This is a genomic window from Ilumatobacter sp. (assembly GCF_049588435.1).
Taxonomy (GTDB): domain Bacteria; phylum Actinomycetota; class Acidimicrobiia; order Acidimicrobiales; family Ilumatobacteraceae; genus Ilumatobacter_A.
This window is the reverse complement of record NZ_JBAVYV010000399.1, coordinates 1-13,952: the sequence shown is the minus strand read 5'-3', so window position 1 is coordinate 13,952 and position 13,952 is coordinate 1. Positions and strand designations below refer to the sequence as shown.

Annotated in this window: 12 protein-coding genes and 1 tRNA gene; 5 read left to right on the top strand and 8 right to left on the bottom strand. The window is 66.5% G+C overall.

The window, feature by feature from the left end; genetic code table 11:
* The first annotated feature begins 58 nt into the window (after positions 1–58).
* From WBV89_RS15435 to WBV89_RS15415, 5 genes are all read left to right on the top strand, one after another.
* A complete protein-coding gene (locus tag WBV89_RS15435; RefSeq protein ID WP_423982240.1) occupies positions 59–2,185 on the top strand; it encodes a molybdopterin-containing oxidoreductase family protein in 2,127 nt (708 codons plus the stop codon).
* 100 nt (positions 2,186–2,285) lie between these two features.
* Positions 2,286–3,035, top strand: a complete 750-nt coding sequence (locus WBV89_RS15430) for an AzlC family ABC transporter permease (protein WP_423982239.1) — start codon at positions 2,286–2,288, stop codon at positions 3,033–3,035.
* Complete coding sequence (locus WBV89_RS15425; RefSeq protein WP_423982238.1) at positions 3,032–3,349, top strand: AzlD domain-containing protein; 318 nt, start codon at positions 3,032–3,034, stop codon at positions 3,347–3,349. The genes WBV89_RS15430 and WBV89_RS15425 overlap by 4 nt, the downstream gene beginning before the upstream one ends.
* A 65-nt stretch (positions 3,350–3,414) precedes the next feature.
* The gene (locus tag WBV89_RS15420; protein WP_423982237.1) at positions 3,415–4,686 is read left to right on the top strand and encodes a magnesium transporter MgtE N-terminal domain-containing protein; all 1,272 of its coding nucleotides are present in this window, start codon (positions 3,415–3,417) and stop codon (positions 4,684–4,686) included.
* Positions 4,683–5,243: a DUF1003 domain-containing protein gene (locus tag WBV89_RS15415; protein ID WP_423982236.1), complete on the top strand. Its 561-nt coding sequence runs from the start codon at positions 4,683–4,685 to the stop codon at positions 5,241–5,243. The genes WBV89_RS15420 and WBV89_RS15415 overlap by 4 nt, the downstream gene beginning before the upstream one ends.
* Here WBV89_RS15415 and WBV89_RS15410 read toward each other — a convergent pair.
* From WBV89_RS15410 to WBV89_RS15375, 8 genes are all read right to left on the bottom strand, one after another.
* Positions 5,156–5,992 carry an alpha/beta fold hydrolase gene (locus tag WBV89_RS15410; protein ID WP_423982235.1) on the bottom strand — a complete coding sequence of 279 codons (837 nt, stop codon included), beginning with the start codon at positions 5,990–5,992 and terminating at the stop codon, positions 5,156–5,158. The two genes, WBV89_RS15415 and WBV89_RS15410, sit on opposite strands and share 88 nt — an antisense overlap.
* Positions 5,993–6,065: 73 nt before the next feature.
* A complete protein-coding gene (locus tag WBV89_RS15405; protein WP_423982234.1) occupies positions 6,066–7,040 on the bottom strand; it encodes a hypothetical protein in 975 nt (324 codons plus the stop codon).
* Positions 7,037–7,168: a hypothetical protein gene (locus WBV89_RS15400; protein ID WP_423982233.1), complete on the bottom strand. Its 132-nt coding sequence runs from the start codon at positions 7,166–7,168 to the stop codon at positions 7,037–7,039. Before WBV89_RS15400 ends, WBV89_RS15405 begins: the two co-directional genes overlap by 4 nt.
* A gap of 52 nt (positions 7,169–7,220) precedes the next feature.
* Positions 7,221–7,297 (bottom strand) — tRNA-Ile (locus WBV89_RS15395).
* 15 nt (positions 7,298–7,312) lie between these two features.
* Positions 7,313–8,737, bottom strand: coding sequence for a DUF3566 domain-containing protein (locus WBV89_RS15390; RefSeq protein ID WP_423982232.1), 1,425 nt, complete (start codon positions 8,735–8,737; stop codon positions 7,313–7,315).
* 105 nt (positions 8,738–8,842) lie between these two features.
* Positions 8,843–9,202, bottom strand: coding sequence for a pilus assembly protein TadG-related protein (locus tag WBV89_RS15385; protein ID WP_423982231.1), 360 nt, complete (start codon positions 9,200–9,202; stop codon positions 8,843–8,845).
* Between the two features lie 107 nt (positions 9,203–9,309).
* The gene (gene gyrA, locus WBV89_RS15380; RefSeq protein WP_423982230.1) at positions 9,310–11,775 is read right to left on the bottom strand and encodes a DNA gyrase subunit A; all 2,466 of its coding nucleotides are present in this window, start codon (positions 11,773–11,775) and stop codon (positions 9,310–9,312) included.
* Between the two features lie 53 nt (positions 11,776–11,828).
* Positions 11,829–13,859, bottom strand: a complete 2,031-nt coding sequence (locus tag WBV89_RS15375; RefSeq protein ID WP_423982241.1) for a DNA gyrase/topoisomerase IV subunit B — start codon at positions 13,857–13,859, stop codon at positions 11,829–11,831.
* Between the last annotated feature and the right edge of the window lie 93 nt (positions 13,860–13,952).

Below are 13,952 nucleotides of genomic sequence, written 5' to 3'. Positions count from 1 at the left end.
GAGGATCGTGGCCGGAATTCGCCAGACGGTGGCAGTCCGCGACTCCTAGCCTCGAACCATGGTGATCGCGGAACAACCGGACACACAGCGGCTCGTCCACGGCACCTGCCACCACGACTGTCCCGACTCGTGCGGTTGGACGGTCACCGTCGACGATTCGGGCCCGACTCCGGTCGCCGTCAAGCTCCGCGGCAATCCGGACCATCCGTTCTCGCTCGGGGAGCTGTGCCCGAAGGTGAACCGGTTCCTCGACCGCGTGCACAGCCCCGATCGGGTGCTCTACCCACTCCGTCGCGTCGGGCCGAAGGGCTCCACCGACTTCGAGCGGATCACGTGGGCCGAGGCCCTCGACGAGATCGGCACACGGCTCAACGACGTCATCGCGACGCACGGCGGCCAGGCACTGTTGCCCTACTCCGATGCCGGAAACCAGAGCCTGCTCTCGATGTTCGGCGCTGGTTCACGCTTCTTCAACCACCTCGGCGCGACCCAACTCGAGCGTGCGATCTGCGGCGTCACCGTCGGGGCGGGCACGGCGATGACGAACGGCTCGGGTGCGAGCCTCGAAGCGACCGAGATGATCCACTCGCGACTGATCGTGCTGTGGGGAACCAACACCCGGATGACGAACCGGCACCTGTGGCCGACGATCGAGGCGGCCCGCGCCGCCGGCGCGCGGATCGTCGTCATCGACCCGATCCGCACGCTCACCGCCGAGGCGGTCGACGAATCACGCGGCGATCGCTTCATCCAGCCACTCCCGGGCACCGACATCGCGATGATGCTGGCGATGATGCACGTGATCATCCGCGACGGGCTCGCCGACGACGAGTGGATCGCCGCGCACACCACCGGTTTCGAGGAGTTGCGCGACGCCGTCGCCGACTGGACCCCGGCTCGCGCCGCGACGATGTGCGGCGTCGACGCCGAGGTCATCGAGGCACTCGCCGTGGACGTGGCCACCACGCGACCGACGGCGCTGCGCACGTTGATCGGAGCGGAGCATCACGAGAACGGTGCGATGTTCTTCCGCACGCTCAGCTGTCTCCCCGCCTTGACGGGTGCGTGGCGGGATCGCGGCGGAGGCTTCTCGCGCAGTGTCGGATACTGGACCGAGAACCAGATCGACCTCGGTGCCCTCGTCCGCCCCGATCTCATCCCCACCGATGACGCGGGACTCCCACCGCGCACGGTCAACATGAGCCGCCTCGGGTCGGTGCTCACCGAACTCGATCCTGCGATCCACGCGATGATCGTGTGGAACTGCAACCCGCTCGTGACGGTGCCGAACGCCGAACTGATCCGCCGTGGACTCGAGCGCGACGACCTGTTCGTCGTCACCCACGAGCAGTTCCTGACCGAGACCGCTCGCTACTCGGACATCGTGCTGCCGGCGACGACCCAGATCGAATCCGACGACGTCGTCTTCCCGTGGGGCCACCTCTGGGTGAGCTACAACGCCGCGGCCGTCGAACCGCTCGGCGAATCGTGCAACAACACCGAATTGTTCCGACGGATCGCCGCCGCGATGGAACTCGACGAGCCGTCGCTGTACGACGACGACGAGACCCTGATGCGACAGGCACTGCCAACGATCGACCTCGACGAACTGCGACGTGAACGCTGGCTGCGCGCCCCCTATCCGCACGACGGTCGGCCCTACGGCGACCCCGACGACACGACGCCGTTCCCGACCGACTCGGGCAAGGTCGAGTTCGCGTCGGACCGGCTCGAGGCGCTCGGACAGCCTCGGGTTCCGACGTTCATCGCGCCGCGCGAGAGCCTCGGGGGCGATGCCGAGCTCCGTCGGCGATTCCCGATCCAACTGCTGACCCCGAAGCACCACGCGCGCTTCTTGAACTCCGGCTACGCGCACCTTCCGAAGCACGGCCCCGCCGAGGGTGGTCCGTTCGTCGAGCTGTGCCCGCACGATGCGCGCGAGCTCGCCCTCACCGATGGCGACATCGCGCAGGTCGCCAACGACCGGGCGTCGATCGAAGTGGTCGTCAAGGTCACCGATCGTCTTCGTCCGGGCGTTGCTTCGATTCCGTTCGGATGGTGGGGCGATCACCATCGCGACGGACAGGTCGCGAACGCGCTCACCAGCGACATGCTCACCGACTGGGGTGGCGGTGTCGCATTCAACGACACCCTCGTCGCGATCACCGCCCCACCCTCGACCTGACCCCACCCATCCGGATTCGGGCGGGAGACGGTTGGTGTCGGTACCCGGTCCGGACCGAAACCACATCGGGCGCCACCACGGTGATCGGTAGCGTCGCCTCGTGACCACCCAGACGGACCTCGAGACCAGCCGCGACGGCTGGTTCGACCGTCAGGCGCTCGCGGACGTCATCCCCCTCGCGATCCCGGCGATCCCGTTCGGGTTCGTCGTCGGCCTGGCCGTCACCGAGTCGGCGATGCCCCAGTGGATCGCCTGGCTCACCGCGCCGCTCGTGTTCGCGGGCGCGGCACAACTGGCGATGATCACCCTCGCCGGAACGGCCACCCTGTGGGCCGTCGTCACCGCAGTGCTCGTGATCAACACCCGCCATCTGATGTACAGCGCAGCGCTGGCCCCCACCTTCCGGGACCAGCCCCGCTGGATGCGCTGGTTCGGTCCGTTCCTGCTCGTTGATCAGACGTTCGCTCTCGCCGCGCTCCAGACACGTCGAGACCCGGCGGCGTTCCGGCGCTACTTCCTCACCGTCGCCATCACGCTCTACGCGGTCTGGAACATCGCCGTTCCGATGGGGATGCTCGTCGGACCGGTGATCCCCGACTCGTGGCGACTCGACTTCGCTCCGCCGGTGATGTTCGCCGGCCTCACGCTGTTCGCCATCAAGCGGGTGCCGGCCGCGGTCGCGGCGATCGTCGGCGGCCTCGTCTCGCTCGCCACGGTCGACCTCCGCGACAGGCTCGGCATCGTGGTCGGAGCCCTCACCGGCGTCGCCGCCGGGGCCCTCGCGGACTGGATCATCCAGGAGCGCGAACGACGCGCCGATCGTCCGAGCACCGAGGACGTCAGGAAATGAGCTCGACCGCTGCCCTGATCGCACTCGCGTGCGGCGCACTCGGCACCTACTTCGCACGCAGCGGACTGATCCTGATCCTGGCGGATCGCACTCTGCCCAGCTCGGTGGAACGGGCGTTACAGAACGTCGGACCCGCGGTGCTCGCCGCACTGACGGTCAACCTTGCAGTCGGCAGCGACGGGCTCGGCGGTGTCGAGTTCGCTGAGTTCGCCGCCCTGGTCGTCGCGGGTGGGGTCGCCTACTGGCGCAAGAATCTGATCTGGACGTTCGTGGCCGGCATGGCCACACTCTGGATCCTCGGCGCGATCACCTGACACCCACTCGACCGCACCCGCCGCCGCTTCCCGGGGCGATCGGGACGCACCGGTAGCCTCGCGCCATGGCCGGCGAGCTGATCTATGCATTTCGCGTCATGCGGCTCCCCCTGCTCGACGCGGGCGGATCGTCGATCGGCCGGATCGAGGATCTGGTCGCCGTGCCCGGCCGCCCGAAGCGACACGGCAAACCCGCGAGTGCCCCGCGCCTCGTCGGTTTCGTGGCCAGCAGCCAACAGCGCCGGATCTTCGTCAACGCCAATCGAGTCGAGGACCTCAACGGCGACGGCGCCCGGCTCAAGAGCTGGGACGTCGACCTCAACCCCTTCAAGCCGCGCCCGGGCGAGGTGCTGATCGGCCAGGAGTTGATCGACCGCCGGATCGGCGACGAGACCGTCAGCGACATCGGGCTCCTCCCTGCGAGTGACGGGCGTTCGTCCTGGTGGGAGATCGACAAGGTGCGCCTGGCCCGCAAGGGCAGCCTCGGTCGTCGATCGTCATATCGCCTCGCGGATGCCGACGAGGTGCCGGGACTCTTCGACGACCCGACCGCGATGGAGGCCGAAGCCGCGCGTCTGCGAGATTTCCACCCGACCGACGTCGCCGCGGTCATCCGAGCTCTCCCCGATCAGCAGCGCCGCCAGCTCGCCGACGCGCTGGACGATCAGCGGCTGGCCGATGTGCTCGAGGAGTTGACCGAGGAGGAGCAGGTCCGGATCGTCGAAGGCCTCGATCGAGAGCGTCTCGAAGGCGTGTTCGACGAGATGGAGTACGACGACCTCGCCGACCTGCTGGGTCAGATGAACGCCGTCCAACAGGAGTTGATGCTCGACGCGATGGACGACGAGGACGAGGAGGTCGTTCGACGTCTGCTCTCCTACGAGGAGGGCACCGCAGGCGGTCTGATGACTCCCGAGGTGATCATTCTCGGTGCGTCCGCCACGGTGGCCGAGGCCCTCGCTCAGGTGCGCGATCCCGATTGGGTCGTCAGCATCGCCACGCAGATCTTCGTGTGTCAGCCGCCGTTCAAGACGCCGACCGGAAAGTTCCTCGGTGTGGTTCACGTCCAGCGACTGCTCCGCGAGCCCCCGTCGATGGAGCTCCGACAGTTGCTCGACGACGTCCCGGTCCTCTCGGCCGACATCAGCGATCACGACGTGGCGGTCGAACTCGCGAGCTACGACCTCCTCGCGATCCCGGTGTGCGATGCCGCCGGACGGCTGCTCGGCGCGGTCACCGTCGACGACGTCATCGACCGCATGCTCGGAACCGACTGGCGCAAACGTCAGCGGCGCGCTCCCGGCTCCGAACCGACGGCAAACCCGAGAGCGCGATGAAGCGCCAACAGGACCTCAGCTCGCCGCGCTCCGCGCGACGACTCGGCGTCGCCGTCGATCCCGACGCATTCGGTTCGTTCGCCGAGTCGATCGCCAACTTCATCGGAACCGCCCGGTTCCTCGTCTACCAGACCGCGTTCATCTCGATCTGGATCCTGCACAACACGCTCGCCCCCGACCCGCTGATCTTCGACCCGTGGTCACGCGGCTTCACGCTGCTCACACTCGTACTCTCGATTCAGGCGGCGTACGCAGCACCGCTGATCCTGCTCGCACAGAACCGTCAGGAACGACGGGACCGGGTGGCCGCAGAGATCGATCGTGAGGTGGCGGAGCGCACGCAGTCCGACACCGAGTTCCTCGCACGAGAGATCGTCAGCGTGCGCGTCTCGCTGTCCGACATGGTCACCGGTGAGAGTTTCGACGAGCGCATCGAGCGGCTCACCGACGTGGTCGAGTCGCTGAGCCGTCAGTTCGAGTCGTTCGTGGCGACCGAAGCGGCAGCGACATCGTCGACCACCGACGACACCAGTTCGACGGTCGCCGACGCGAACTGATCGGGCATGTCGAGCGCTCCGAGGTGATCCATCGGAACTTCGATGATCCGAGCATCGAGTGCACGGGCCAGTTCGCGTTGCTTGCGTGGCCGAACGAGTCGATCCTCGGTCGACAGCAGCATCGCCGCCGGCACACCGAGCGCTGACGCCCAGTCACGGGCGTCGTAGCGGCTGAGCGCCTTGCCCGCCTGGACCATCACCCGCGGTTCGTTGCGCATCGTCTCGGCGGTCATCCAGTCCCGGTACGGCGCATACGGAGAATCATCGGACACGACGTAGTCGATCCCTCGGCGGAGCAGTCGCGGCTGGGTCCACGATCTCAGGGCGACTCCCATCAGCGGCAACATCCTCCACGTGAGCCGCTCGCGCAGCGTCGCGCGCCATTCGAGTGCCGTTGCCTGGACGACCAGGCCGTCGACGAGATCTCGATGACGGCGCGCGAGATGCAGGGCAACCGGTCCGCCCATCGAGTAGCCGAGTGCGATCACCGACTCGATCCCGAGTTCTCGGAGCACCGCCGCCGCGTCGTCGGCGACGTCGGCGATCTCGAACTGCTGATTCGACCGAAACCCGCGGCCGTGGCCACGGTGGTCGATCCCGACGAACGAGTACCGTTCGGCGAGCGCACGGTAGGCCGCGATGAACTGCAGGTCGGCCGAGGCGGTCCAGCCGTGCAGCAGCAGCACCGTGGGCGCGTCCGGGTCGGGATGAACATGACGTCGGATGAAGAACTCACCACGGCCATGCACGTGCACCATCTCGCCCCGCGGCAGCCACGGTGGTGGCGCATCCGTACGCTGGGTCGATGTCTCGTTCGATGGATCAGGCACTGGGCACCCCGTTGAACTCTTGTAGTCGTACTCCGAACCGCTCGATCGTGCGCAGCAGGCTCGTCGTGTCGAGAAGGTCGTCGCCCGCCAGGTTCAATCCGGCGGGCAAGGTTCCGCTGAGCGATGCTTCGAGGAAACCGATCGCCGTCGCCGCAGCCGCCGTGCCGACCATCTCGGCGATCCCCGCGATGAGGGTGACCCGCGCGCCCGACTCCTCCGCGCCACGAACCTCCACGCGCAACGCTCCCACGCCACCCTCACGGTGCGGTGGAGTCAGCATCGGCAGCCGCGAGGTCAGGCGGTCGCGGCGGTTCGCCGAGATCCGCGCGGTGATCCGGTTCGCCTCCGGAAACGAGTGATGCAGAACGAACGGTGCGGGGACTTCGGCGCGATAGCAGTCGTAGGCACCGACCGGTTCGGGGAACCACGCGAGCTCACGCCCGGTTCCTGCACGGAACGACACGAAGGTGCCCTCGTGATAGGCGCCGGCCTTCCCGGCCAGCGCACGATGGTGCTGACGAGCACACGCCGGCCCGGCGGTGCCGTGGATCGCGACATGGATCTCGTCGACCACGGCGATCTGCGAGGCGAGGTGACGGGCGATCAAGCCGACCAGACCCGGTGACATCCCCGCTCCCGCGACCAGCGCAATGCCACGCCGACGTGCCCGTTCGGACTCACCGATGATCGCTCCGACATCGGAGACCTCGTCGCCCACCGAGATCACTCCGATGCCGCGGTCGAGCAAGGCGACGGTGTCTCGATGGTGCGGGCCGGGCTGCGCGAGAACTGCGACGTCGACATCGTCGAGGAACGGGGTCGTCGCGATCTGCTCGCGACGGGAATCGATCTGGACCACCGTGCGCGCGGGATGCGCCGTGAGGTGTTTGACGATGCGACTGCCGACGACTCCGTGTCCGAACACGGCGACTCGCCGGATGTCGCGCCGGGTCTCGACCGGGCTCATTCGGGCAGTTCCAATGGTTGCCATCCCCCGTGTTGCGGCGGAGTTCCCTCCGAGCCGCCCAGTCGGATTGCGGCCGCGGCCAACACGGTGGCGGTCAGGGCGGCGAGGACTCGACGAATGAATTTCACGAGATGAACGTCACCATCTGCACAATCAAAACGGTCTCTCGCCGGTGTCGGGTGGTGGGGCTACCTGGAATCGAACCAGGGACCTCATCGTTATCAGCGATGCGCTCTAACCGACTGAGCTATAGCCCCGACAGGTCGGAGACGTTATCGGGTCGGCCGTGCGATCGCACCGGTGTCGTCGACCACCGCTTCGCGATACATCGCGCCGGACGCATCTCGGATCACCGCGGGGACCTCGGGCTCCGAGCGGCGCACGACGAATCGGCGCAAGGGGGACGTACGAGTTTCGACGACCTCCTCCTCCAGCACGGTGAAGCGAACACCACCGACGAGGTCGGTGATCAGGTTGAACATCGTCGCCGCCAACACGGCGAGGCCCGTCAGTCCGATCACGACGAACAGTCCGGCGATCCAACCGGCGTGGTACAACTCGCCGCCGTCGAACTCGAACGAGTTCCAGCCGAACGACTCGAAGAACCGCTCGACGTTGTCGACCGTTCCGGTCGCGTAGGCCACGTTCCACAGCAGGACGCTCGCGGTCAGCACGATGACGTACATCACGAAGTTCGCGACGAGCGCGATCTTGAACACGCTCCACGGGTCGACGCTGCGCACGACGCGGGTGACCTTGCGGACCCGAGCCTTGCGACCGAGGACGCGTGGAACCTTGGCCGGGATCGGAACCGGAGCGGGGTCGTAGTCGGCCGCCTGCTTCGGACGCCGACGGGCGGCGGTGGTGTCGTCCTGTGGGGCGAAGGCGATCACCGGTCCGTCGATCTCGGCCCGCCGGAGTTCTTCGAGGATCCGGTCGGAGACCTCGTCGTCGGACTCGCCGTCGACGTCGGGATCGGTCAGCGGCTGAACGAGCCCGTCGGGTTGCGCCGCGAACACCGGTTCGTTGACCGGTGTGGGGGCGTCGTCGAGCGCGGCATCGGAGCGGCGAGGTGCGGCGAGCTCGGTGGTCGGGCCGTCGTCATCCGGATCGACATCGGTCGAGGTGTCCAGATCGGAATCGACCTGATCGACGGCAGCAACCGCGATGTCCCCGCTCGGGTCCGTGTCGGAGTCCGTGGCAGTGTCGGAGTCGGTTGCCGAGTCGGTGTCGGTTGCCGAGTCGGTGTCGGTGTCGACCGCGTTGTCGGTGACGGCATCGGGATCGTCGTCCGACTCGGACCGCAGCTCGGGTTCGCCCACCTCGTCGTGCTCGCCGTCATCGACGTCGTCGTCGGTGCGGGCGTCGCCCGTGAGCGTCTCTGCAGCGAGGGAGTCGGCGGAATCGGACTCGGGGTCGGCGGCTTCGTGGAGCTCGGACGCGTCGACGTCGGATTCATCGACCGGATCGGTGTCGAGTTCGTCGGGAGCGTTGGGCTCGAGGTCCTCGACGAGCGCTTCAACATCATCGGATTCGTCGATCGTGTCGGGCTCCGAGGCGGCTCCCGCGATGCCGAACTCCTGGCCAGCGGACGCGATGGCCTCACCGAATGCCGCGTCGAAGGAGTCATCGTCGAACAACTCCTCGAGCGCGTCTCCGGGCTCGGACGAGGTGAGGGCACGCTCGGTCTTGCTCACTCGAAGGAGTGTAGGCGTTCGGCTCGTCCGTGCGGGGTCAGACGACCAGCGGGCATCCATGCCGACGACTGCGACCATTCGTCGTCCGCGCCGACCGAGGTCCGCTCACGGCGCGTCCGATGCACGCGCCGTCGCACTGACGTCACCGAGGCGGACGGTGACGGTGACCTCGGAGCCCGAACGGGACAAACCGACCACGACCGCGCCGTGACGGCTCGCGAGGTCGGCGGCTGCGTTCGCTCCCCCGTCCAGCGCCGCAAGGGCCGCAGCATCGGCCGCTGTCTGCGCCCGGGTGCGATCGATGGACGTCCGCCCCATCGTCGCGACCGCCAGCGAGAAGACGACGGCGAGCACGGCAACCATCGTGATCACCAGGATCGCGGCCTGGCCGCGATCGCCTCGCTGTCCGGTCGGACCGACCGGACGGTCGGAAACGGTTGGTCGGTTCGTGGTGACGGGTGTCATCGCTCATCTCCTCGGAACGGACGTGCGTCGGCACGTGTTTCGTCGGCCACCACACGGCGGCGAGGAGGATCGTGATGATCGAGTGGGCCGGTTTCCGGCCGAGGGTGTCAGGCTTCTTCGTCGGTAGCGAGGATCGGAGCGACCGAGCCGACGACGTCACCGTCGTCCATGTTCATGATCCGCACGCCGGTCGCGTCGCGTCCTTGCGACGAGATCTCGCGCACGCCCATCCGGATCGTGATCCCGTTGTTCGACACGGCGACGATCTCGTCGTCGAGCCCGACCATGAATGCGGCGACGACCTCACCCTTCTTTCCGGTGAGCTTCATGCCCTTGACACCCTGTCCACCGCGACCCTGCACGTTGAACTTGTCGAGCTGGGTGCGCTTGCCGTAGCCGGCCCCGGTCATCACCAGGATCGCGGTGTCGTCGCGGGCCACATCGACCGACACGACGGCATCCTGCGCGTTCTTCAGTTTCATCCCGCGGACACCGGCGGCGGTACGGCCCATCGAACGGACGTCGTTCTCGTTGAAGCGGATGGTCATCCCACCCTTGCTCACCATGAAGATGTCGTCGTCTCCGCCGGTCTCGATCACCTTGACGAGTTCGTCACCGTCCTTGAGGTTGATCGCGATCAACCCGTCGCGGCGGCTCTTGTCGTACTCGGTGAAGGTCGTCTTCTTGACCGTGCCCTGCTTCGTGGCGAAGAACAGGTAGCGATCACCCGCGAACTCGCGGGTGTCGATGATCGCCTGGATCTTCTCGTCGGCCTGCAACGGAAGCAGGTTGACGATCGGCATGCCCTTCGCGGTGCGCTCCCGCTCGGGGATGTCGAGTGCGCGGAGGCGGTACACCTTGCCGCGGTTGGAGAAGAACAACAGGTGCGCGTGCGCGGTCGTGAACAGCACGTGGCGCACGATGTCGTCGACCTTCAGCTTGCCGCCCGACACGCCGCGGCCCCCGCGCCCCTGGATCTTGAACGATCCGGCCGGCACGGCCTTCACGTACTGGGCCTGGGTCATCACGATGACCAGTTCCTTGTCGTCGACCAGGTCCTCGATCGACATCTCGCCGTCGTCGTACGTGATCTCGCATTTGCGGGGTGTGGCGAACTCCTCGCGGATCGCGGTGATCTCGTCCTTGATCACGCTGTTGAGGCGCTCGGGACGGGCGAGGATGTCCTGGAGGTCCTCGATGCTCGCGCGGATGTCGGCGAGCTCGGTCTCGAGGTCGATCCGCGACAGCCGGGTGAGCTGGCGGAGCTGCATGTCGAGGATGTCGTTCGCCTGCACCTCGGAGAACTCGAACGGCTCCGCCATGAGCCCTTGACGTGCCGTGGCGACGTCGTCGCTCGACCGGATCAACTTGATGATCTCGTCGATGACGTTGAGCGCCTTGATCCGGCCCTCGAGGATGTGTTCACGTCGCTCGGCCTTGGCGAGGCGGTATTCGGTCCGGCGAGTGATCACCTCGACCTGGTGGCGGACGTAGGCGACGAGTGCGTCGCGCAGGTTGATCTGACGAGGAACGCCGTCGACGAGCGCGACCATGTTGATCGAGAACGACGACTGCAACTGCGTCATCTTGAACAGCTTGTTCATGATGACGTTCGGGTTTCCGTCGCGCTTGAGCGAGATGATCAGGTTGGTCTTGCCACCCGATGAATCGTCGTTGACGTCGGAGATCCCCTCGAGGTCGCCGGCCGTGACGAGTTCGTCGATGCGGGCGGCGATCGACGAACAGCTGGTCTGGTACGGCAGCTCGGTGACGACGATCTCGTAGCGACCGTTCTTGGTCTCCTCGATGGTCGCCTTCGCCCGGGTCTTCACCGATCCGCGACCGGTCTGGTAGGCGTCGATGATCCCGGCGCGCCCGAGGATGTAGGCACCGGTCGGGAAGTCCGGCCCCTTGACGAACTCCATCAGCGCCTCGACGGGGGCATCCGGGTTGTCGATCAGGTGAACGACGGCGTCGATCACTTCGCCGAGGTTGTGCGGCGGGATGTTGGTCGCCATGCCGACCGCGATCCCCTGGCTGCCGTTGACCAGCAGGTTTGGGAATCGTGCGGGCAGGACGAGCGGCTCCTCGGTGGTCCCGTCGTAGTTCGGGATCATGTCGACGGTGTCCTCGTCGATGTCGGCGAGCAGCTGCATCGCCAACGGGTCGAGGCGACATTCCGTGTAACGCGAGGCGGCGGGACCGAAGTCGGGCGATCCGTAGTTGCCGTGGAAGTCGATCAGCGGGTGACGCAGCGAGAACGGTTGCGCCATGCGCACGAGCGCCGCGTAGATCGCCGAGTCGCCGTGCGGGTGGAATCGGGCCATCGTGTCACCCGAGACGCGGGCGCACTTGACGTGGGCGCGGTCGGGACGGAAGCCCTGCTCCTCCATGTCCCAGATGATTCGGCGGTGGACCGGCTTGAGACCGTCGCGCACGTCGGGAAGCGCTCGCGACATGATCACCGACATCGCGTATTCGAGGAAGCTGCTCTCCATCTCGTCGGAGAGCGGGATCGGCTGAATCGGGTCGTTCGGGGTTCCGTCGTCGCCGGTGTTGGTCGTGTCAGTCATGTGAAGTGTCCTGGAGTGAAGTCATCGGAGAATCGAGCGAGTGACCACGAAACCTAGAAATCCAGGTTCTGGACGTCGCGGGCGTTGGTGGTGATGAACTCGCGACGGGTCGCCACGTCGTCACCCATCAGCGTCGACATGATGTCGTCGGCACGTGCGGCCTCGTCGACGTTGACCTGCAGCAGCGTGCGGGTCGCGGGGTCCATCGTGGTCGCCCGCAGCTCTTCCCAGTCCATCTCGCCGAGGCCCTTCAGGCGGGCGAAGTTCTTCTTGTGGTTCGGGCGCTCGGCGAGGAACGCTGCCTTGGCCACGTCGTCCTTGAGATACACCTTCTCCTTGCCGATCTCGGTGGAGTACAGCGGCGGCTGAGCGATGTAGCAGTAGCCGGCCTCGACCATCTCGCGCATCTGCCGGAAGAAGAACGTGAGCAGCAGCGTGCGGATGTGGCTGCCGTCGACATCGGCATCTGCCAGACAGATCACCTTGTGGTAGCGGGCCTTCTCGACCTCGAATTCGTCGCCCACACCGGCACCGATCGCAGTGATCAGCGCCTGGATCTCGTTGTTCTTGAGCATCTTGTCGACGCGCGCCCGCTCGACGTTGAGGATCTTGCCGCGGATGGGGAGGATGGCCTGGCTGTACGGATGACGTGCATCGACCGCCGTGCCCCCTGCCGAGTCGCCCTCGACGATGAAGAGCTCGGACTCATCGGCGTTCTTCGACTGGCAGTCCTTCAGCTTGTCGGGCATGCCCGCGCCGGACAGCGCCGTCTTGCGACGGATCGCGTTGCGGGCGTTCTTCGCCGCAGCGCGTGCCTGCGCGGCAGCAACACCCTTCTTGACCAGCTTGTTCGCCTCGGTCGGGTTCTCCTGCAACCATTCGGCGAGGCGCTCGTTGGTCGCCTTCTGCACGAACGAACGCATCGGCACGTTGCCGAGCTTGGCCTTCGTCTGGCCCTCGAACTGTGGCTCGCGGAGCTTGACCGACACGATCGCAGTGAGGCCCTCGCGCACGTCGTCACCGGAGAGGTTCGGATCCTTCTCCTTGAGCAGGTTCTTCTCACGGGCGTACTTGTTGATGACCGACGTAAGCGCCGAACGGAAGCCTTCGACGTGCATTCCGCCCTCGATGGTCGAGATGCCGTTCGCGTAGCCGTGGATGCCCTCGTGGTAGCCCGTGTTCCACTGCATCGCGACGTCGAGCATCTGCCCGTCGTCGTCTTCGTCCTCGAACTGGCAGACCTTGCTGAACAGCGGATCCTTCGTCGCGTTGAGGTGCTTGACGAAGTCGATCAGACCGCCCTTGTACTGGTAGGTCATCTCCTGCTCGCGCTCCGGGCGCTCGTCACGGAACTCGATGATCAGACCCTTGTTGAGGAACGCCATCGTCTGGAGACGTTCGAGCACGGTGCGGGCGACGAACTCGACGCCCTCGGCCTGGAAGATCGTCTCGTCGGGCCAGAAGGTGATCGTCGTACCGGTCGTGCGACCGCGCTTCGGGGTCTCACCGACGACCTTCATCTTGCCCTGCGGCGCACCCCCCTCGGCATAGGTCTGCTCGTGGCGCTTGCCATCGCGATCGACCTCGATGATCAGCTTCGACGAGAGAGCGTTGACCACCGAGACGCCGACTCCGTGCAGGCCGCCGGAGACCTTGTAGCCGTCGCCGCCGAACTTGCCGCCGGCGTGCAGGACAGTCAACACGACCTCGGCCGCGGACTTGCCCTCGTGCTCGCCGGACTTGAACGGGTCGATCGGGATCCCGCGACCGTTGTCGGCGACACTGCACCCGCCGTCGGCGGTGAGGGTGATACTGATCCGGTCGCAGTGACCGGCCATCGCCTCGTCGACCGAGTTGTCGACGACTTCCCAGATCAGGTGGTGCAGACCGGCGAGGCCCGTCGAGCCGATGTACATGCCGGGACGTTTGCGCACGGGGTCGAGACCCTCGAGCACGGTGATCGCTGCAGCGTCGTAGTTGGCGGTGGTCTTGGCGGCGTCACCGTTCGGCTTGCGACGTGGGGTCGGAGCGGGAGCGGTGGCTGTCGGGCGTGGAGTCGGCTGGGTGACGTCGTCGTCGCTCACCGTTGCCGCTGTGGTGTCTGTGGACACTCGTACCTACTTGCTTTGGCGCCTCGCGAGAGGCGGCAGGGATGGTTCGAAAAGAGGTGCCGTGAG

Bases quoted from the DNA above. Each gene is read 5' to 3' on its own strand.
- WBV89_RS15435 (WP_423982240.1), top strand. From the start codon at position 59: ATGGTGATCGCGGAACAACCGGACACACAGCGGCTCGTCCACGGCACC.
- WBV89_RS15425 (WP_423982238.1), top strand. From the start codon at position 3,032: ATGAGCTCGACCGCTGCCCTGATCGCACTCGCGTGCGGCGCACTCGGC.
- WBV89_RS15420 (WP_423982237.1), top strand. From the start codon at position 3,415: ATGGCCGGCGAGCTGATCTATGCATTTCGCGTCATGCGGCTCCCCCTG.
- WBV89_RS15415 (WP_423982236.1), top strand. From the start codon at position 4,683: ATGAAGCGCCAACAGGACCTCAGCTCGCCGCGCTCCGCGCGACGACTC.
- WBV89_RS15405 (WP_423982234.1), bottom strand. From the start codon at position 7,040: ATGAGCCCGGTCGAGACCCGGCGCGACATCCGGCGAGTCGCCGTGTTC.
- WBV89_RS15385 (WP_423982231.1), bottom strand. From the start codon at position 9,202: ATGACACCCGTCACCACGAACCGACCAACCGTTTCCGACCGTCCGGTC.
- gyrA (WP_423982230.1), bottom strand. From the start codon at position 11,775: ATGACTGACACGACCAACACCGGCGACGACGGAACCCCGAACGACCCG.